The sequence below is a fragment of the Actinoplanes sp. NPDC026619 genome, from assembly GCF_040638295.1.
Taxonomy (GTDB): domain Bacteria; phylum Actinomycetota; class Actinomycetes; order Mycobacteriales; family Micromonosporaceae; genus Actinoplanes.
Window position 1 is genome coordinate 152,516 of sequence record NZ_JBEZYA010000001.1, and the last position, 17,909, is coordinate 170,424.

At 71.1% G+C, this 17,909-nt stretch carries 17 protein-coding genes; 11 read left to right on the forward strand and 6 right to left on the reverse strand.

The genetic code is table 11. The features are described 5' to 3' along the window. Positions 1–69: 69 nt before the first annotated feature. Positions 70–2,004, reverse strand: coding sequence for a hypothetical protein (locus tag AB0E90_RS00785; protein WP_360397508.1), 1,935 nt, complete (start codon positions 2,002–2,004; stop codon positions 70–72). Beyond that, the gene (locus tag AB0E90_RS00790) at positions 2,001–2,330 is read right to left on the reverse strand and encodes a PadR family transcriptional regulator (protein ID WP_360397510.1); all 330 of its coding nucleotides are present in this window, start codon (positions 2,328–2,330) and stop codon (positions 2,001–2,003) included. Before AB0E90_RS00790 ends, AB0E90_RS00785 begins: the two co-directional genes overlap by 4 nt. Positions 2,331–2,397: 67 nt before the next feature. Between AB0E90_RS00790 and AB0E90_RS00795 the strand changes: the two genes are divergently transcribed. Genes AB0E90_RS00795 through AB0E90_RS00810 form a run of 4 tightly spaced genes read left to right on the forward strand, consistent with a single transcriptional unit; the run spans position 2,398 to position 6,488 of the window. Then, entirely contained in the window at positions 2,398–3,309 is a 912-nt protein-coding gene (locus AB0E90_RS00795) for a DUF5996 family protein (RefSeq protein WP_360397512.1), read from the forward strand. Positions 3,310–3,345: 36 nt separating this feature from the next. Beyond that, positions 3,346–4,494, forward strand: a complete 1,149-nt coding sequence (locus tag AB0E90_RS00800) for a LacI family DNA-binding transcriptional regulator (RefSeq protein WP_360397514.1) — start codon at positions 3,346–3,348, stop codon at positions 4,492–4,494. A gap of 45 nt (positions 4,495–4,539) precedes the next feature. After that, entirely contained in the window at positions 4,540–5,301 is a 762-nt protein-coding gene (locus AB0E90_RS00805) for a ThuA domain-containing protein (RefSeq protein WP_360397516.1), read from the forward strand. Then, positions 5,298–6,488: a Gfo/Idh/MocA family oxidoreductase gene (locus AB0E90_RS00810; RefSeq protein ID WP_360397518.1), complete on the forward strand. Its 1,191-nt coding sequence runs from the start codon at positions 5,298–5,300 to the stop codon at positions 6,486–6,488. The genes AB0E90_RS00805 and AB0E90_RS00810 overlap by 4 nt, the downstream gene beginning before the upstream one ends. On the opposite strand, the gene AB0E90_RS00815 is transcribed toward AB0E90_RS00810, so the two are convergent. Further along, entirely contained in the window at positions 6,472–7,698 is a 1,227-nt protein-coding gene (locus AB0E90_RS00815; protein WP_360397520.1) for a GDSL-type esterase/lipase family protein, read from the reverse strand. The two genes, AB0E90_RS00810 and AB0E90_RS00815, sit on opposite strands and share 17 nt — an antisense overlap. Before the next feature lie 63 nt (positions 7,699–7,761). Continuing rightward, a complete protein-coding gene (locus AB0E90_RS00820; RefSeq protein WP_360397522.1) occupies positions 7,762–8,793 on the reverse strand; it encodes a LacI family DNA-binding transcriptional regulator in 1,032 nt (343 codons plus the stop codon). Positions 8,794–8,923: 130 nt separating this feature from the next. Here AB0E90_RS00820 and AB0E90_RS00825 point away from each other — a divergent pair, with 130 nt between their 5' ends. From AB0E90_RS00825 to AB0E90_RS00845, 5 genes are read left to right on the forward strand one after another with little or no spacing between them, the layout of a single operon-like run. After that, positions 8,924–10,207, forward strand: coding sequence for an extracellular solute-binding protein (locus AB0E90_RS00825; RefSeq protein WP_360397524.1), 1,284 nt, complete (start codon positions 8,924–8,926; stop codon positions 10,205–10,207). Beyond that, positions 10,204–11,148, forward strand: a complete 945-nt coding sequence (locus AB0E90_RS00830) for a sugar ABC transporter permease (protein ID WP_360399402.1) — start codon at positions 10,204–10,206, stop codon at positions 11,146–11,148. Before AB0E90_RS00825 ends, AB0E90_RS00830 begins: the two co-directional genes overlap by 4 nt. After that, positions 11,149–11,982: a carbohydrate ABC transporter permease gene (locus AB0E90_RS00835; protein WP_360397526.1), complete on the forward strand. Its 834-nt coding sequence runs from the start codon at positions 11,149–11,151 to the stop codon at positions 11,980–11,982. It begins immediately after the preceding gene. Between the two features lie 16 nt (positions 11,983–11,998). After that, positions 11,999–12,973 carry an acetylxylan esterase gene (locus AB0E90_RS00840; protein ID WP_360397528.1) on the forward strand — a complete coding sequence of 325 codons (975 nt, stop codon included), beginning with the start codon at positions 11,999–12,001 and terminating at the stop codon, positions 12,971–12,973. Further along, the gene (locus AB0E90_RS00845) at positions 12,973–14,400 is read left to right on the forward strand and encodes a glycoside hydrolase family 43 protein (protein WP_360397530.1); all 1,428 of its coding nucleotides are present in this window, start codon (positions 12,973–12,975) and stop codon (positions 14,398–14,400) included. The genes AB0E90_RS00840 and AB0E90_RS00845 overlap by 1 nt, the downstream gene beginning before the upstream one ends. On the opposite strand, the gene AB0E90_RS00850 is transcribed toward AB0E90_RS00845, so the two are convergent. After that, entirely contained in the window at positions 14,367–15,359 is a 993-nt protein-coding gene (locus AB0E90_RS00850; protein ID WP_360397532.1) for an aldo/keto reductase, read from the reverse strand. The two genes, AB0E90_RS00845 and AB0E90_RS00850, sit on opposite strands and share 34 nt — an antisense overlap. A gap of 150 nt (positions 15,360–15,509) precedes the next feature. On the opposite strand from AB0E90_RS00850, the gene AB0E90_RS00855 reads away from it, so the two are divergent. Continuing rightward, positions 15,510–16,307 (forward strand): AraC family transcriptional regulator, encoded by a 798-nt coding sequence (locus AB0E90_RS00855; protein ID WP_360397534.1) that lies wholly within the window; start codon positions 15,510–15,512, stop codon positions 16,305–16,307. Then, positions 16,304–17,245, forward strand: coding sequence for an aminoglycoside phosphotransferase family protein (locus AB0E90_RS00860; RefSeq protein WP_360397536.1), 942 nt, complete (start codon positions 16,304–16,306; stop codon positions 17,243–17,245). Before AB0E90_RS00855 ends, AB0E90_RS00860 begins: the two co-directional genes overlap by 4 nt. Here AB0E90_RS00860 and AB0E90_RS00865 read toward each other — a convergent pair. Continuing rightward, the gene (locus AB0E90_RS00865; RefSeq protein ID WP_360397538.1) at positions 17,226–17,864 is read right to left on the reverse strand and encodes a class I SAM-dependent methyltransferase; all 639 of its coding nucleotides are present in this window, start codon (positions 17,862–17,864) and stop codon (positions 17,226–17,228) included. The two genes, AB0E90_RS00860 and AB0E90_RS00865, sit on opposite strands and share 20 nt — an antisense overlap. Positions 17,865–17,909: the final 45 nt, after the last annotated feature.

A 17,909-nucleotide genomic window follows, 5' to 3' on the forward strand; every position in this document is an offset into this window, starting at 1 on the left:
CCGGTATGAGGGCGCGTCGCGGGCGACGCCAGCCACACTCTGGACCTCGCCTCGCACTTGGGTGATCCGTCAGATGCGCCCCGGCGCCGGCGAAATAGCCGACCGCAGGGCCGGCTGCCGCCTCGCGCCGGCGCCGTCGAGGCGGGTGGCGACGATCGCGGCGATCGGGGTCATCAGCAGGGCGGCGCCGGGCAGGGCCGAGATGCCGTCGGCCGGGTAGCCGAGACCCTCGATCGCGAACAGCAGGTCGGGGGCGATGTGGGCGGGGAAGACGCTGGTTATCCAGAGCACGATGGTGCCGGGCAGCGCGGCCAGGGCGAGCAGGGCCCACAGCGCGGCCGTGCGCCCGCGGCGCCGGGGGCGGTGCCGGCGCAGCAACGCGATCACGACGACGGCCAGCGGCAGGCCGACGAAGGCGCCGAAGATGGCGTAACCGGTGTCCTCGGTGCCGGTCGGGACCGGCAGCGAGCCGGCCACCGCGACCACCGCCGCCGGCAGCGCGATCAGCAGGACGGCCACCCACCGGGCGAGGTGGTGGCGGCTGACCGCGACGGCCGGGATCGCGGCGAGCAGCACGCCGAGGACGGACAGCCCGGTCGTGGTCACGAGCAGACCGACCGGCAGGTACGGGTGGTTGACGCCGGGTGTCCCCTGGGCCAGCAGCAGCGGCACGCAGACCGCCGCGATCACCGCGCCCGCGGCCACCCGCCGTCGCACCGACGTGGTGAGCCGGGCGGCGTCGAGCGGCCCGCGGGCGGCGAACCACCCGGCCGCGACCGCGCCACCGCCGATGAGCAGGGTGAGCCGCAGGCCGCCGGCGCCGGTCACCCCGGTGCGCACGAGCACGCCGTCCGCGACGACCAGCGCGGCCGCGAGCACCAGCGCGGCGGGCACGGCACGGCGCCGGTCGGCGGTGGCGATCAGCAGGGCGAGCGTGGCGAGCAGGATCGCGCCCCAGCGCAGCTCCGCCACCCACAGGTAGATCTCGCCGTCGCCGCCGGGCATGGGCGCTGCGGCCGACACCTCCGACATCGCAGGGCTGAGGATCGTCAGCGTGTACGCCCAGGCGATCACGGCCAGCGCGACGCACGCCGCGCCGGTCGCGACGACCACCGGCGACAGCGACCGCGGTTCCTCGTCGGCCGTCTCCACCACGGGTGACCACGCCGGCAGCGGCCGCCGCGCGGCGAGCCCGTAGACCAGGGCGAGGACGGCGAACACGGTCAGCGTGACCGCCCACGGGCCGAGGTAGTAGAAGGCGCGGCTGCTGAGGGCGCCGTCCTCGATCACCGTGAATTCGTACGGCGGTGAGCCGTTGGTCAGCGACGCGGCGGCCGCGGCCCAACCGTCCCGGCTGGTCACCACCATCGGCAGGGTGGCGGCCGCCGCCGCGAGCGCGCTGACCAGCGGGGTGCCGAGCAACCAGAAACGCCCGGTGACGCCGAGCACGGCCATGCCGGGAACCCACACCAGCACTCCGGTCAGCAGCGCCAAGGCGTACCCCGGATCCTGATCGGTCAGCGCCGGCAGCAGCAGCGCGGGCGCCATCAGCAGCGGCGCGAACGCGGCCGAGGTGGCCGGGCCGAAGCGGGCGGAAGCCGGCAGCGGCATCCGGCGGCCGAGCCACCGGCCGGCCAGCAGACACCACACCGCGGTCAGTACGCCATTGGCCGCCGCCGAGATCCACGGATGGCCGTAGAGGTCGACCTGGACCAACGAGATCATCGAGTCGGCGAGCTGGGACACCCCGAGCGTGAGCAGCCCGGCGAGGATCAGCGCACCGGCCGGGGCGAGCGCGCCGGTGGTCTCGGCCCAGCCGCGCGGCGCCCCGGTGGAGTCGCGCAGCGGGGGCGACGTGAGCAGGCTCAACGCGTACCGCAGGCGCTGAGGTCCGGACGGAATCGCGGCCAGCTCGGCATGCCACTCGCGGGCCATCTCGTCGCGGATCTCGGCCGGCCAGCGACGCGCGGCCGCATCGATGCACCGGTGGGCGAAGCGGCTCATGCGGGCCTCGGCTTCGTGACGGCGCCGGTCGCCCGGTCGAGCTGCCGGCGCAGGGCGGCGATCTCGGTGCGGGCCGCGACCAGGCCGTCCGGGGTGAGCCGGTAGTAGCGGCGGGCGGGCCGGCCGGCGGCGACCGGGTCGATCTCCTCCCAGACCGCGTCGACCCAGCCGGCGCGCTGCAGGCGCAGCAGGATCGGGTAGAGCGTGCCGCTGGGGTGGCCGCTGGCGCGCATCAGATCGAGGCCGTACCGGTCGGCCTCCGGGTCCTCGAGGAAGGCGGCCAGGACCTTGGACACGGCCGCGGTCACCCGCACTGGGCTCGTCATGGCGGACACCGTAGCCGACCCTTGCTCGGTTTTCTACATAGGGTCAGAGCCGTGGCACGCTTTAGCGATGAGCGCTGACGAGATCGTTTGGCCCCGGCTCCGCGTGGCGGACTGGACCGAGACCCGGGACACGCTGCACATGTGGACGCAGATCGTCGGCAAGATCCGGATGGCGCTGACCCCGGCGATCAACCACTGGTGGCACGTCGCGCTCTACCCGACCGCTCGCGGACTGAGCACGTCGGCCATGCCGTACGGCCTCGATATCGAATTTGATTTCGTCGATCAGGTGTTGCGGCTGCGCCGGAGCGACGGCCGGTCGCGCACCGTGGCCCTGGAGCCGAAAACGGTCGCGACGTTCTACCAGGAAACGATGGACGCGATGGCGGCCCTCGAAGTGCCGGTGCAGATTCACGCCGTGCCGAACGAGGTCGAAAATGCCATTCCTTTCGCCGAGGACAAGACCCATCAGGTGTACGACGGGGAAGCCGCGCGCCTGTTCTGGCAGCAGTTGTTGCAGGTCGAGCGGGTGTTCGGACAATTCCGTGACTCGTTCGTCGGCAAGGCGAGCCCGGTGCACTTCTTCTGGGGCGCGATGGATCTCGCGCACACCCGCTTCTCCGGCCGCAACGCGCCGGCGCATCCGGGTGGCGCCCCCAATTGCCCGCCGTCGGTAATGCACGAGGGCTATTCGCACGAGTTGGCGAGCTTCGGTTTCTGGCCCGGCGGCGGCGATGAAGGAGCCTTTTACTCGTACGCCTATCCCGAGCCGACCGGATACGCCGAAGCGCCGATCCGTCCCGACGCCGCCTATTACGACGACGATCTCCGCGAGTTCCTGCTCCCCTACGAGGCGGTGGCCGGCGCCCCCGACCCCGACCAGGCCCTGCTCGCCTTCCTCGAGTCCGCCTACGTCGCCGCCGCCGACCTGGCGCACTGGGACCGGCAGTCCATTGAGCGAGGCCCGTCCGGAGGGTAGCGTCGATACGCATCGACGATTCGCCGGGGAGGTGTCATGACGTCGTTCACCAGCAAAGACGTCGCTCGCATCGCCGGCGTCTCACAGAGCACGGTGTCGTATGTGATGACCGGCAAGCGGTCGATCTCGGAGAAGACGAGGCAGAAGGTCCTCGCCGCGATGGAGCAGCTGACCTACCAGCCGCACGCCGGCGCCCGGGCCCTCGCCGGCCGCCGCACCCAGGTGATCGGCCTGGTCGTGCCGTTCGACACCGACGGCAAGGCCGCCGCGCTGCTGCCGTTCATCGAGACGATCGCGCACTGCGCCCGCGAGCGCGACCACGAGGTCCTGCTGGTCACCGCGGACCAGGGGTCGGCCGGGCTGCGCCGCCTCGCAGGCCGGGCGCTGTGCGACGCGATCGTGCTGATGGACATCCTCGAACACGACGAGCGGGTGCCGGTGGCCGCCGAGCTGGGCGTGCCGGTCGTGCTGGTCGGCGTGCCCGACGACCCGGCCGGCCTGCACTGCGTCGACCTCGATTTCGAGGAGGCGGCCCGCCTCGCCGTCGACGAGCTGGCCGCCACCGGCCACGACGAGATCGTGCTGGTCGGCTGGGGCGCCGCGGTGACGTCCCGCCGCACGAACTACGCGGTCCGCTTCCTCCGCTCGGCCCAGCGTCAGGCCGGCCTCCACGGCATCCCGCTGACCGTGCTCGAACCGGTCGAACGCGGCCGCGAAGCAGCCCGCCAGGCCGCCGACCGCATCCTGACCCACGACTTCACCAGCCGCCCCGGCCACCCGATAGCCCCGCCCGCCCTCCCCGAAGGCGGCGGCCGGCTGGCGCCGCTCGGCGAACAGCCCGTCCCCGCCCACGCGGCGCTCGGCGAGCAGAGCGGTCGGGCCTCCGGGCGGGGCACCGGTGGCCGGATCGGCGTGGTGGTGGCGCAGGGGACGGTGGTGGCGCCGCTGATTCATGCGCTGCGGCTTCGCGGGGTCGTGCCCGGGCGCGATCTCTCGCTCATCGGGGTCAGCCCGGACCAGGAGGCGGAAGGGTCCTTCACGAACGTCTCCGAGGAACCCCGCGACGTCTCCCGGCGCGCGATGGACACCCTCTTCCAACTGCTCGATCCCGCGCCCGGGCCGGCGATCCGGGCGATCCAGCTGGTCGCGCCGCGGCTCACGCGACGTAACACCGTCATGCCCTAGCTGTCTTTTTTGTCTGGGTCGTCGATACGCATCGAAAGGATCGCCATGACACTGCGAGTGACCGTCTGGGGCGAGAACCGCCATGAGCAGATCGAGGAGGACGTCGCCCGGCGCTACCCGAACGGCATGCACGGCGCCATCGCCGACGGCATCACCGAGAACCTCGGCGACAGCTGCGTGGTGCGCACCGCGACGCTCGACGAGCCGGAACACGGCCTCACCGAGGAGGTCCTGGCCGGCACCGACGTGCTGACGTGGTGGGGGCACGCGGCCCACGGCGAGGTGGCCGACGAGGTGGTCGACCGGGTGCACCGGCACGTGCTGGCCGGGATGGGCCTGGTCGTGCTGCATTCCGGGCACTGGTCGAAGATCTTCATGAAGCTGATGGGTACGAGCTGCACGCTGCGCTGGCGCGACGAGCACGACCGTGAGCTGATCTGGACGGTCGACCCGACCCACCCGATCGCGCAGGGCGTGCCGCACCCGATCGTCATCGACGAGGACGAGATGTACGGCGAGTTCTTCGACATCCCGGCCCCGGACGAGCTCGTCTTCGTCAGCTCGTTCAGCGGCGGCGAGGTCTTCCGCAGCGGCTGCACGTTCCGCCGTGGCCACGGCAAGATCTTCTACTTCCGCCCCGGCGACCAGGCCTATCCGACCTACCACCACAAGGACGTACGCCGGGTGATCGCGAACGGGGTCGCCTGGGCTCGCAGTGATCGGCCGGAGCGCCGTCTGCCGGAACTGCTGCGCTACGAGACCGGCGAGTTCTTCGACGGCCGCGGCTACCAGGGCGCGCTGAAGTGACCCCGCTCAAGGTCGTGCTGGTCGGCGCCGGCGGCTTCGGCCGCCGCTGGCTGACCGCCATCACCGCCTCCCCCGAGGTCGAACTCGTCGGCATCGCCGACCTGAACGAGACCACCGCCCGCGAAGCCGCCCGCATAGCCACCGCCAGCGAGCCCGCCGCGCGCGAAGCCGCCCGCGAGGCAGCCACCCGCGGAGGCGCAGATGAAGCCGAGGCCGCTGCCGGCGGCAACAATGCCCGCGAGGAGAGCGGGGGCGGCGGCCGGGCGGAACTGCCGGTCGGCACCGACGCGGTGGAGCTCGCCCGCCGGACCGGCGCGCAGGCGGTGATCAACGTGACCGTTCCGGCGGCGCACCACTCGGTGACCGCCGCTGCGCTTCTGGCCGGCCTGCCGGTGCTGGGCGAGAAGCCGCTGGCCGAGAACGTCAGCCAGGCGCTCTCGCTGGCCGCCACCGCCGAGCTGACCGGGCAGCTGTTCATGGTGAGCCAGTCGCGTCGCCGCAACCCGCAGCTGGCCAAGCTGCGCACGATGACCGACGCGCTGGGCCGGATCGGGTCGGTGACCACGACGTTCGCCCGCAGCGAGCACTTCGGTGGATTCCGCGACGTGATGGCGCAGCCGCTGCTGGTCGACATGGCGATCCACCCGTTCGACGCGGCCCGCTACCTGCTGCGCGCCGAGCCGGTCTCGGTCCACTGCCAGTCCTACAACCCGTCGTGGAGCTGGTTCGCCGGCGACGCCAACGCGATCGCGGTGTTCGAGATGGCCGGCGGCGCCCGCTACGTCTACAACGGCACCTGGTGCAGCCCCGGCGCGACCACGTCGTGGAACGGCGAGTGGCGGGTGAGCGGTGAGCACGGCACCGCGCTGTGGGACGGCGACCACGATCCCGCGCCGGACCTGAAAACGGACGACACCTACGCGGACGTCGAGGCCTCGCTGCACGCGTTCGTCGAGGCGCTGCGCACCGGCGTGACACCGTCGGGCGAGGTGCACGAGAACCTGATGAGCCTGGCCATGGTCGAGGCGGCCGTCCGATCCGCGGAGACCGGCGACCAGGTGCGGCTGGACGACGTGCTGGACCAGGCGCTCGACCGGGCGGTCGAGCAGGAGAGTCACCCCGGCGTCCGGGAGGTGCTGGCCGACTGGCCGAAACCGGTCCGGGACCGGCTCAGCCGAACCAGCTGAGGTCGACCGCGTCGGCGATCGCCCTCATGCCGGCGTTGTTGGGGTGCAGGTGGTCCCCTGAGTCGAAGGACGGCCGCAACCTCGTCGGCGAGGCCGGGTCCTGGGTCGCGGTGGCCAGGTCGAGCACGGCGTCGCAGCCGCTCGTGCCGCCGCGGACGAACGTGTTGTAGGCGGCCCGCCCGGTCTCGGCCGCCGAGCTCCAATACGAAGCGCCCGAGGCCTGGGTCAGCGTCGAGCAGATCACCTTGACGTCGGCGTCGTGGGCGCGCTCGACGAGTTCCGCCAGGCCGCCGGTGAGCGCGTCGGCCCGGGTCGAGCTGTCGTTGCCCAGGTCGTTGGCCGGTTCGTCGGAGATGATCACCCAGCGCACGCCGGGCCGGTCGAGCACGTCGCGGTCGAAGCGTTTGAGGGCGCTCTCGCCGCCGGGGCCGTCGGTCAGCAGCCGGTTGCTGCTGATCCCGGTGTTGAGCACGCCGATCGTGCGGCCGGCCGCGCGCAGGCGGTCGGCGAGCAGGTCGGGCCAGCGCTGGTTGGTGCCGGACTTCGACCCGAGCCCGTCGGTGACCGATGCGCCGAAGGCGACGACCGCGCCGGTCGCCGCAGTGTTGTGCACATCCAACCCGGAGAGGAAGTGGTAGGCGCTGGTGGTCTTCGAGTCGCGCAGGCCGGCGTCGGCGATCTGCTCGCCGGTGGCGGCGTAGTTGGTCCGGTTCGCGAGCACGTGATCGGTCGGCGCGCCGGTGGCGTCCGGCAGGTACATGCTGATCGTCAGGTCGCTGTCGGCCGCAACCGTGAAGGTCAGCGCGTCGGAGACGGCTTCCTCGCCGGCCGGGACGGTGACCGAGTTGTTGCCGCTGAACGTCACCGCGCGGGCGGTGGCCACCTGGATGCCGGCGCCGCCGGTGGGCCGGGCGACGCCGATGCCGGTGACGGTCAGCGGGGCGGCGCCGAACTGGTTCGACAGCCGCACCCGGACCTGGTCGCCGCCGATGCTGGTGTGCACGACCTGGCGCAGGGTCTGCTGCTCGAAGCCGGTGCTGCCGGACTGCACGCCGACGGCCCACGTGCCCACCCAGCCGGGCTCGGCCGAGGGTGAGTGGCTCGGCGTGGGCGAGACCGACCGGCTGGCGGGCGGAGCGGCGGGTCGCTCCGCCGTCCCGCACGCGGACAGACCCACCACCATCACCAGGGCAGCCCTGGTCCAACGCATCTGGTCCCCCGCCCGATTCGAAGCTCTACAAGATCCTCTCACGGGGGCCAAAACCCGATAATTTCAGCTAGAAACCCGAAAACTAGCGGTGCTTTCCCGTACGACGAGCTCAGTCGCCAGGATAAGGCGGTTGCTCGCCGACGGTTCGCCGTTCGCGGCCGCGATCACCATCGTCGCGGCCGCCGCCGCCATCTCGCCGAGCGGCTGCCGCACCGTGGTCAGGCCCGGAATCGCCCACTGGATCGACGGCAGGTCGTCGAAGCCGACGACGCTGAGGTCGTCGGGGATGCGCCGACCGGAGGCGACCGCGGCCTGATAGACGCCGAGCGCCTGGGCGTCGTTGAACGCGAAGATCGCGGTCGGCGGGTCCGGCAGCGCGAACAGCTTCTTCGCATGCACCAGCCCGTCGGTGACGTTGAAGTCGCCCTCCCGGATCAGTGCCGGGTCAATCTTGAGGCCGGCCCCGTCGAGCGCGGCCCGGTAACCGTCGAGGCGCGCCCGGCTGGACAGTATGCGGGCCGGTCCGGTGATCGCGGCGATGCGCCGGTGGCCGAGATCGATCAGGTGCCGGGTCGCCGACAGCCCGCCGCTCCAGTTGCTGGCCCCGACCGACGGCAGGTCGTGCCCGGGTTCGCCGGTCGGGTCCATCAGGACCAGCGGGATCCCCCGATGGTGGAGCTGCCGCTGCTGCGACTCGTCCAGGCCCTCGAAGACCCCGATCACGCCCACCGGGCGGCGCGCGAGGACGCCCTCGATCCAGCCGCGGCCGGGTGACTGCCGGCTCTGCGCCTGTGACAGCACGACGGCCAGGTCGTGCTGGGACGCGATCTGCTCGACGCCCTTGATGATCTCCATGGCGTACGCCCCCTCGAGCTCGTGGAAGACGAGCTCGATCAGCGACGTGGTCTGGGTCCGCTTCTTCTGCCGGCGGTAGCCGTGCTGCGAGATGACGCCCTCGACCAGCGCACGGGTGTCCGGCGACACCTCGGACTTGCCGTTGACCACCTTCGAGACGGTCGCGATCGACACGCCGGCCTGCTGCGCGATCTCGGCGATGGTCAGCGGGCCGGCGGCCGGCTTCTCCTTCGTGGTCATGTCGCGCAGTGTAGCGCCCGATCTTTTCGGCGCTAGGGCCGAAACAATCCTTGACGCGACGAAGCACACACTCCTAACCTTCGCCGGTAACGATCGGAAACTTCTTCGAAATTTTCAGGAGGAGCCAGCCATGAGATCCCGGACAGCAATAGCGGCCGTCGCCGCCCTCACCCTCGCCCTGGCGGCCGGATGCTCCGGCAGCGATGGCACGAGCAGCAGCAACGACACCGCCACCGGCGACGGCAAGTCGTTCGAGTTCTGGTCGTTCACCGGCATCAACCAGAAGGCGTCCGTCGACGACTACAAGAAGACCCACGCCGACGTCGACATCAAGCTCACCGAGGTCGGCACGTCGGTCGAGACCGCCCAGGCGCTGACCACCGCGCTGGCCGGCGGCAAGGTGCCCGACCTGGTGCTGATCCAGGGTGACGACCTGCCCAAGTTCGTCCAGCAGTCGCAGAACTTCTACGACCTGACGAAGCTGGGCGCCGACCAGATCAAGGGCAACTACCTGGACTGGGTCATCGCGCAGAGCACCGCCAGGAACGGCTCGATCGTCGGCATCCCGACCGACGTCGGTGGCATGGCCGTGGCGTACCGGACGGATCTCTTCAAGGCCGCCGGCCTGCCCACCGACCGGGCCGAGGCCGCCAAGCTCTGGCCGACCTGGGACGCGTTCATCTCGACCGGCAAGCAGTACACCGCGAAGACCGGCAAGCCGTTCGTCGACAACGCCGCCACCAGCGTCTTCTACCAGGCCGTCAACCAGGGCCCGCAGAAGTACTACGACAACGACGGCAACCCGGTCTACGCGACCAGCGCGCAGGTGAAGTCGGCGTTCGACTACGCGATCCAGGCCGCGCAGGCCGGCATCACCGCGAAGCAGAGCTCCTTCTCCAACGGATGGAGCGCCGCGATGGCCGACGGCGGGTTCGCCACGATCGCCGCGCCGTCCTGGATGTTGAACACGATTCGCTCGAACGCGCCGAAGACCGAGGGCAAGTGGGACCTCGCCACGATCCCCGGCAACTCCGGCAACTGGGGTGGCAGCTACCTGGCGATCCCCAAGGGCGCGAAGAACGCCAAGGCGGCGTGGGACTACATCACCGCGACGCAGTCGCCGGCGGGGCAGCTCGACCACTTCGTGTCGTCCGGCGCGCTGCCGACCACCCCGGGCGTCTACACCGACGCGAAGCTGACCGGCCTGAAGGACTCGTTCTTCTCCGGCGCGCCCACCGGCGAGATTTACACGAAGTCGGTGCAGGGGCTGCAGCCGTTCGTGATCGGCCCGCAGAGCAGCGAGATCGGCCAGGAGTTCCAGAACGCGATCACCAACGTCGAGCAGGGCAAGGGCCAAGCCGACCAGGCGTGGGACGCGGCGCTGAAGAACATCAAGACGGCCATCGGTAAATAGCCGTGACCGTGACGTCGATCCCGGCGCCGACCAAGGCGGCGCCGGGAACCAAAGAGCCGATCAGAGAACGACTGGCGCCGTACGCCTACATCGCCCCGTTCTTTCTGATCTTCGGGGTGTTCGGGCTGGTCCCGCTGCTGTTCACGTTCTACGTCTCGCTGTTCGACTGGAATCCGATCGGCGAGCACGTGTTCATCGGGCTGGACAACTTCCGGCGACTGCTCGACGACCCGCGCTTCTACAACGCGGTGCGCAACACCTTCAGCATCTGGCTGCTGTCGACCGTCCCGGAACTGCTCATCGCGCTCGGCCTGGCGCACCTGCTCAACCATCTCCGCCTGCGGTGGGCGGTGTTCTTCCGGATGTCGATGCTGATCCCCTACATCACCTCGGTCGCCGCCACCACGATCGTCTTTCTGCAGCTGTTCGACCGCGACTACGGCCTGTTGAACTGGCTGCTCGGGCGGGTCGGCATCGGGCCGATCGACTTCGTGCAGTCGACCTGGGGCAGCCACATCCTGATCGCGGCGATGGTCGCGTGGCGCTGGACCGGCTACAACACGCTGCTCTATCTCGCGTCGCTGCAGGCGGTGCCGCGGGAGATCTACGAGGCGGCCTCGGTCGACGGGGCCGGCGCGTGGGCGCAGTTCCGCCGGATCACCATCCCGTCGCTGCGCCCGGTCATCGTCTTCACCGTCGTCACCTCGACGATCGGCGGCCTGCAGATCTTCACCGAGCCGCTGCTGCTCAGCCAGTCCGCCCCGCTGACCTGCGGCCCGGTGCGGCAGTGCCAGACGCTCACGCTGTTCCTCTACGAGCAGGGCTTCGGGCAGTTCCAGTTCGGCTACGGCGCGGCGATCGGCGTGGCGCTGTTCGTCCTGGTCGTGGCGTTCGCCGGCCTCAACTTCTTCCTATCCACTCGTCGCCGGACGGAGAAGTGAATGAAGGTTCGCAAAATCGAGCGGGTCCGCTGGTGGACCTACGCTGGTCTCGGCCTTGCCGCGCTGATCAGCCTCTTCCCGCTCTACTGGATGTTCGTGGTCTCCACGTCGGACACCGCCACGGCGCGCAAGCAGCCCCCGGCGGTCGTCCCGGGCGGCAACTTCTTCCACCTCGCGGCGACGGTGTTCGAGACCGTCCCGTTCCTGCGGGCCCTGATGAACAGCCTGATCGTGGCCCTCTCGATCGGCGCCGGTCAGGCCCTGCTGTGCTCGCTGGCCGGTTTCGCGTTCGCGAAGCTGCGCTTCCGCGGCCGCAACGTGCTGTTCCTCCTCGTGGTCCTGACGATGACCGTGCCGACCCAGCTGTCGATCATCCCGCAATACATGATCATCTCGAAGCTGAGCTGGGTCGACACCCTGCAGGCGCTGATCGTGCCGGGCCTGGCGAGCGCGTTCGGCATCTTCTGGATGCGCCAGCACCTGGCCACCACGATCAGCGACGAACTGCTCCAGGCGGCCCGGATCGACGGCGCGACCACCTGGCAGGTCTTCTGGCGGATCGCGTTCCCACTCGTACGGCCGGCGGCCTTTGTTCTTGGTCTGCTCGGTTTCGTGACCGCCTGGAACGACTTCCTCTGGCCGTTCGTGGTGCTGAAATCGCCGGAGATGTACACCGCGCAGATCGCCATCAAGGCGTTGCAGAACAACTACGACGTCGACCTCGGGCTCGCCATGTCCGGCTCGTTCCTGGCCACCATCCCGATGCTGATTCTGTTCGTCTTCGTTGGACGGCGGATGGTGGCTGGGATCATGGACGGCGCATTCAAGGGATGACGACCGAAGGACTCCGATGCTGACCGACCTCTCCCCCGACGACCTGGCGACCTACCGCAGCGCCCAGGTCGACCCCGCCGACTTCGACTCGTTCTGGGCGCAGACCCTGGCCGAGGCGGCCGGGCACGACATCGACGTGCGGCTGGCGGAGGTGGCGACCGGCCTGGCCACCATCAAGGTCTACGACGTCACCTTCAAGGGCTTCGCCGGCCAGGACGTACGCGCCTGGCTGCGCCTCCCGGCCGGGATCGAGCAACCGCTGCCGGCGGTCGTGCAGTACGTCGGGTACGGCGGCGGCCGCGGCCACGCCCTGGAAAACCTGTTCTGGGCCTCGGCCGGCTACGCCCACCTGCAGATGGACACGCGCGGCCAGGGCGCATCGTGGAGTCTCGGCGCCACCCCCGACGACGCGCCCGCCTCGTCGCAGGTGCCGGGCGTGATGACCCGCGGCATCCTCGATCCGGCCACCTATTACTACCGGCGCCTGTTCACCGACGCGGTCCGGGCCGTCGACGCCGCCCGCTCCCTCGAGGCCGTCGATGCGCATCGAGTCGCGGTCGTCGGCGGCAGCCAGGGCGGCGGCATGGCGCTCGCCGTCTCCGGCCTGCGCTCCGACCTGGCGGCGTCGGCGGCGTTCGTGCCGTTCCTGTGCGATTTCCCGCGCGCCGTCCGGGTCACCGATTCGTATCCGTACCGCGAGATCCTCGATTATCTGAAGGTGCACCGCGGCGAGCAGGAACAGGTGCACCGCACCCTCGCCTACTTCGACGGGGTTAATTTCGCTTCGCGCGCCACCGCGCCCATCTACCTGTCCGCCGCCCTGCGTGACCCGGTCTGCCCGCCGTCCACGGTTTACGGCGCCTATCACGTCTACGGCGGCCCCAAGGAGATCGCGGTCTGGGAGTACAACGCGCACGAGGGCGGCGGGATCCTCGACGAGGCGGGCGCGCTCCATCACTTCCGTAAGCGATTCGGTGAGGCTGAGGTTTGATGCGCAACCCGATCCTGCCCGGCTTCCATCCGGACCCGAGCGTCTGCCGGGTCGGCGAGGACTATTACCTGGTCTGCTCCAGCTTCGAGTACTTCCCCGGCGTCCCGGTGTTCCACAGCCGTGACCTGGAGAGCTGGCGGCAGATCGGCAACGCCCTCGACCGCCCGTCGCAGCTGCCGTTGCCGCCGGAGACGCCGGCGTCGGGCGGCATCTACGCCCCGACCATCCGGCACCACGGCGGGCGCTTCTGGATCATCACGACCAACACGTCCGGTGGCGGCAACTTCATCGTCTCGGCGACGAACCCGGCCGGGCCATGGAGCGAGCCGGTCTGGATCGACCTGCCCGGCATCGACCCCGACCTGGCCTGGGACGACGACGGCACCTGCTGGTGCACGGTGTCCGGCACGCAGGTCGCCCGGATCGACCCGGTCGCCGGGAAGATCCTCGACGGACCGTTCCCGGCGTGGGCGGGCACCGGCCTGCAGTACCCGGAGGCGCCGCACCTCTACCGCATCGGCGACTGGTGGTACCTGATGATCGCCGAGGGCGGCACCGAGCGCGGCCACACCGTGGCGATCGCCCGGGCCCGCACCCCGCTCGGCCCGTACGAGCCGGCGCCGGGCAATCCCGTCCTGACCCACCGCAGCACGAACCGGCCGGTCCAGAGCACCGGCCACGCCGACCTGGTCAGCACGCCCGGCGGCGACTGGTGGATGGTCCTGCTGGCGACCCGGCCGAAGGGCAACACGCCGGGCTTTCACGTGCTCGGCCGCGAGACGTTCCTGACCCGGGTCCATTGGCTCGACGGCTGGCCTTCGGTGGATCCCGTCGTCGAATCCGGCTTTTTTGAAGGCGAAACGAGGGACGACTTCGACGCCACCACCCTCGCCCCGCAGTGGATCTCTCCGCGGTGGCGGCCGGACGACTCCTGGTCGCTGACCGCCCGGCCCGGTTGGCTGACCCTGCACGCCACCGGATCGACGCTGGACGAGCCGGGCTGCACCTTCATCGGCCGCCGCCAGGAGCAGCACACCATGCGGGTGACCGCCCGCCTCGACCCCGGTGACGGGTGCGCCGGGCTCACCGTGCGCCTGGACGAGGCGCACCACTACGACCTGGAGGTCGACGGCGGCCAGGCCCGGGTGATCGCCCGGATCGGCCCGCTGCGCCAGGTCGTCGCGAGCCGGCCGGTCCCACCCGGCCCGGTCGATCTGGTCGTCGCGAGCCGTCCCAGCGAATCCACCGGCCCCGACACCCTCTCGTTCTCGGCCGGCGACGGACCGGTCCTGGCCGAGCTGGACGGTCGCTACCTCTCCACCGAGGTAGCGACCGGCTTCACCGGCCGGGTGATCGGGATGTACGTCACCCGGGGCTCAGCGGCGTTCGACTCCTACGACCAGACCGGCATCGAGCTCTCGGTGTAGCGCGCGCCCGCGGCGCCCTCGGGCAGAATCTCCCGCACCCGGGCCAGTTCATCGGCGGTCAGCACGAGATCGGCGGCGGCCACGTTCTGCTCGACGCGCCGCGGGCTCCGCGTCCCCGGGATGGCGACGATGTCGTCGCCCTGAGCGAGGAGCCAGGCCAGGGCGAGCTGGGTCACGGCCACCTCCTTGCTCTCGGCGAGCGCGGTCAGTTCTCGTACGGCGGCCAGGTTCTTCTCGAAGTTTCCGGGCTGCCACCGCTCGTCCCAGCTGCGCATGTCGCCGGCCGGGTAGTCGGCCGCGGGCCGCACCTCGGAGGTGAGGAAGCCGCGCCCGAGCGGCGAGTACGCCACGAACCCGATGCCCAGCTCGCGCACCACCGGCAGCACCTGCGCCTCGACCGCCCGCTCGAACACCGAGTACTCGGTCTGCAGCACCGAGACCGGCTGCACGGCGTGCGCCCGGCGGATGATCTGCGGGCCGGCCTCGCTGAGCCCGAAGAAGCGGACCTTGCCCTCGGCGATCAGCTCGCCGACGGTTCCGGCCACGTCCTCGATCGGCACCGCGGGGTCGACCCGGTGCTGGTAGAACACGTCGAGCCGGTCGGTGCCGAGGTGCCGCAGGCTGTTCTCGGCCACCTCCCGGATGTGTGAGGGGCGGCTGTCGAGCGGCCCGAGCTTGCCCGGATCGCTCAGGTCGAACCCGAACTTGGTGGCGATCACGATCTCGTCCCGGAAACCTTTGACGGCCCGCCCGACGAGCTGCTCATTGCTGCCGGTGCCGAGACCGTAGAGCTCGGCGGTGTCGAACATGGTGACCCCGAGCTCGTGTGCCCGGCGGATCGCCGCGACGCCACCTTCCTCGTCCGGCGCCCCGTACGCCATCGTCATGCCCATCGTGCCGAGGCCGATGCCGCCGACCGTGAGCCCTTGGCGGCCGAGCGTTCGCTGCGTCATTGTCATGACCCCAACGCTAGGAATCGCCGGCCCCGACGGCATGGGCCCGGGCTCGCGTATGATTGCCCGATCCTCTCACCTGCTCGCGTCGGGCCACTGGCCGACGCCATCGATCGGCACCGGAACGGCGTCTCCACCGAGACCGCCGTCCCGCGCTTGATGCTGACCGCCGTCGACCAGCTCTTCACCCCGGCCGACATGCTCTACGAGCCGATGATCTGCTTCGTCGCGGCGGGCGCCAAGCGCACCGTCTCGGGCGACCGCTCGTGGCTGGCCGGCGCCGGCGACATGTACCTGAACAGCCTGCACGTCCCGGTCACCGCCGTCTTCGAGGCCCTGCCCTACCGCGCCGCGATCATGCGCCTGGACACCCAGGTCCTGACCGGCCTGCTGCTCGAGCTGGACGCCCCGCCGTCCGACGAGTCGGCCCCCGGCCAGGGCACGGCGCCGATGCCCGCCGCTCTGGTCGACGCGGTCACCCGCTGGGTCGGCCTGCTCGACACCCCGTCCGACATCCGCCCGCTGGCCGCCCGCATCGAGTCGGAGATCCTCTACCGCCTGCTGCAGACCCCGCTCGGCCCGGTCCTGCGCCGCTGGTCGGTGGCCGGCACCGCGGCCACCCGCATCCGGCACGCCGCGGCCTGGCTCCTGGAGCACTACGCCACCTCGATCACGGTGGCCGGGCTGGCCGCCGTCGCCCACATGAGCCCGGCCACGCTGCACCGGCACTTCCGGGCGGCGACCGGCATGAGCCCCCTGCAGTTCCAGAAGCACCTGCGGCTCCAGCAGGCCCGCCGGCTGCTGGTCGCCGGGGACACGACGGCCGCCCAGGTGGCGCTGGCCGTCGGTTACGCCAGCGCCACCCAGTTCAACCGGGAGTACCGCCGCGTCTACGGCCTGCCACCCGCCCAGGACGCGGTCCGCCTCCGGGTTTCGATGGGAGCGGCCCGATGACCGCCGAGCTGATCGCCGAGGCGTTCGGCGTCGGCCCGCCGACCGCGCCGCTCACGCGGGTCGACGGGGGCCTCTCGCACGCCCTGTTCCGCCTGGAGACCACCACCGGCCGGTACGCCGCCAAACGCCTCAACCTCGTCGACGAACCCTGGTGGTGGGACGCCTACCACGCCTCGGCCCGGATCGAGCGGGCCGCGGCGGCGGCCGGGGTGCGCATGCCCGAGCGGATGCCGCCGGTGGTCGCGGCCCTCGACGGGCGTTACTGGCAGCTGCACCGCTGGTGCGACGGCCGCAACCCGACCGAGCCCGCGGACGACCTCGCCGACTGGACCGGCGTCACCCTGGCCCGGTTGCACAGCCTGCGCACCGGCGAGGACCCGACCGCGCGCTACCCGCTGCACCCGCTCGACTCCTGGCCCGGATGGCTGGCGGAGCAGGACACCGGCTTCACCCGCGAGGTCCGCGAGCATCTGCCGACGGTCGCGGCCGTGCTGGAGCACCTCCGCCGGCCGAGCCCGCCGCTGACACCGGTGGTCACCCACGGCGACATCAAGCCCGACAACGTCCTGCTCACCCCGGCCGGGCCGGTGCTGCTCGACTGGGACAGCGCCGGCCCCGACATCGCCGAGTACGAGGTGCTGCGCTCGGCCCTGGCCATGGGCTTCGAGCAGCAGCGCCCGTTCGTCCGCACCGTCACCGCCTACCACCGGGCCGGCGGCCGCCCGCTGGTCGCGGACCCGGCTCTCTTCCACGGCATAGTCGAAGCGCAGTTGGGCGGCGCCCAGTGGCTCCTGTGGCGCGCCCTCGGCCACCGCGGCGACGACGCGGCCACCCGGGCGCAGTCGGCCACCGAGTGCGTGGCCCGCCTGCGCGGCGCCGCCAAATCCATGCGCCTCATCCCCGAGTGGACCGGCTGGCTCAGCCTTTCTTGCGGATGAGCGTCACGCCGTCGCGCACGGCGAGCATCACCGACTCAACCCGGTCATCGCCCAGCACGGCCTCGTTGAGCTGCTTGATCGTCAGATGCGCGGGCCGCTCCGGGTCGAGCACCCGGCCCCCTTGCAGGACGTTGTCGAGAACCAGGAGGCCGCCGGGGCGCAGCCGGGGCACGAGCTCCTCGTAGTAATCCGGGTAACCGGTCTTGTCGGCGTCGACGAACGCGAAGTCGACGACCGGATCGGCGGGCAGCGCCCGCAGGGTCTCGATGGCCGGGGCGATCCGCAGGTCGATGCGGTCCTCGACGCCGGCCCGCGCCCAATACTTGCGGGCGAGCCCGGTCCACTCCTCGGACACGTCGCACGCGAGCAGCCGGCCGCCGGCGGGCAGCCCGCGGGCGATGCAGAGGGCCGAATAACCGGTGAAGACCCCGACCTCGACCGCGAACGCCGCCCCGGTGAGCTGCACCAGCATCGTCAGCAGCCGCCCCTCGTCGGCGGACACCTGCATACCGGCCGCATCCGGGAACAGGGCGGTCGTCTCGGCCGCGAGGTCACTGAGAACGTCGTCGGCGGGGGTGCAGTGCGCCTGCACGTAGTTGCTGATGTCAATATCGGTCATGGCCCAAGCGTCTACCATCCTCGACGCTTGAGCAACCCCGTGAGA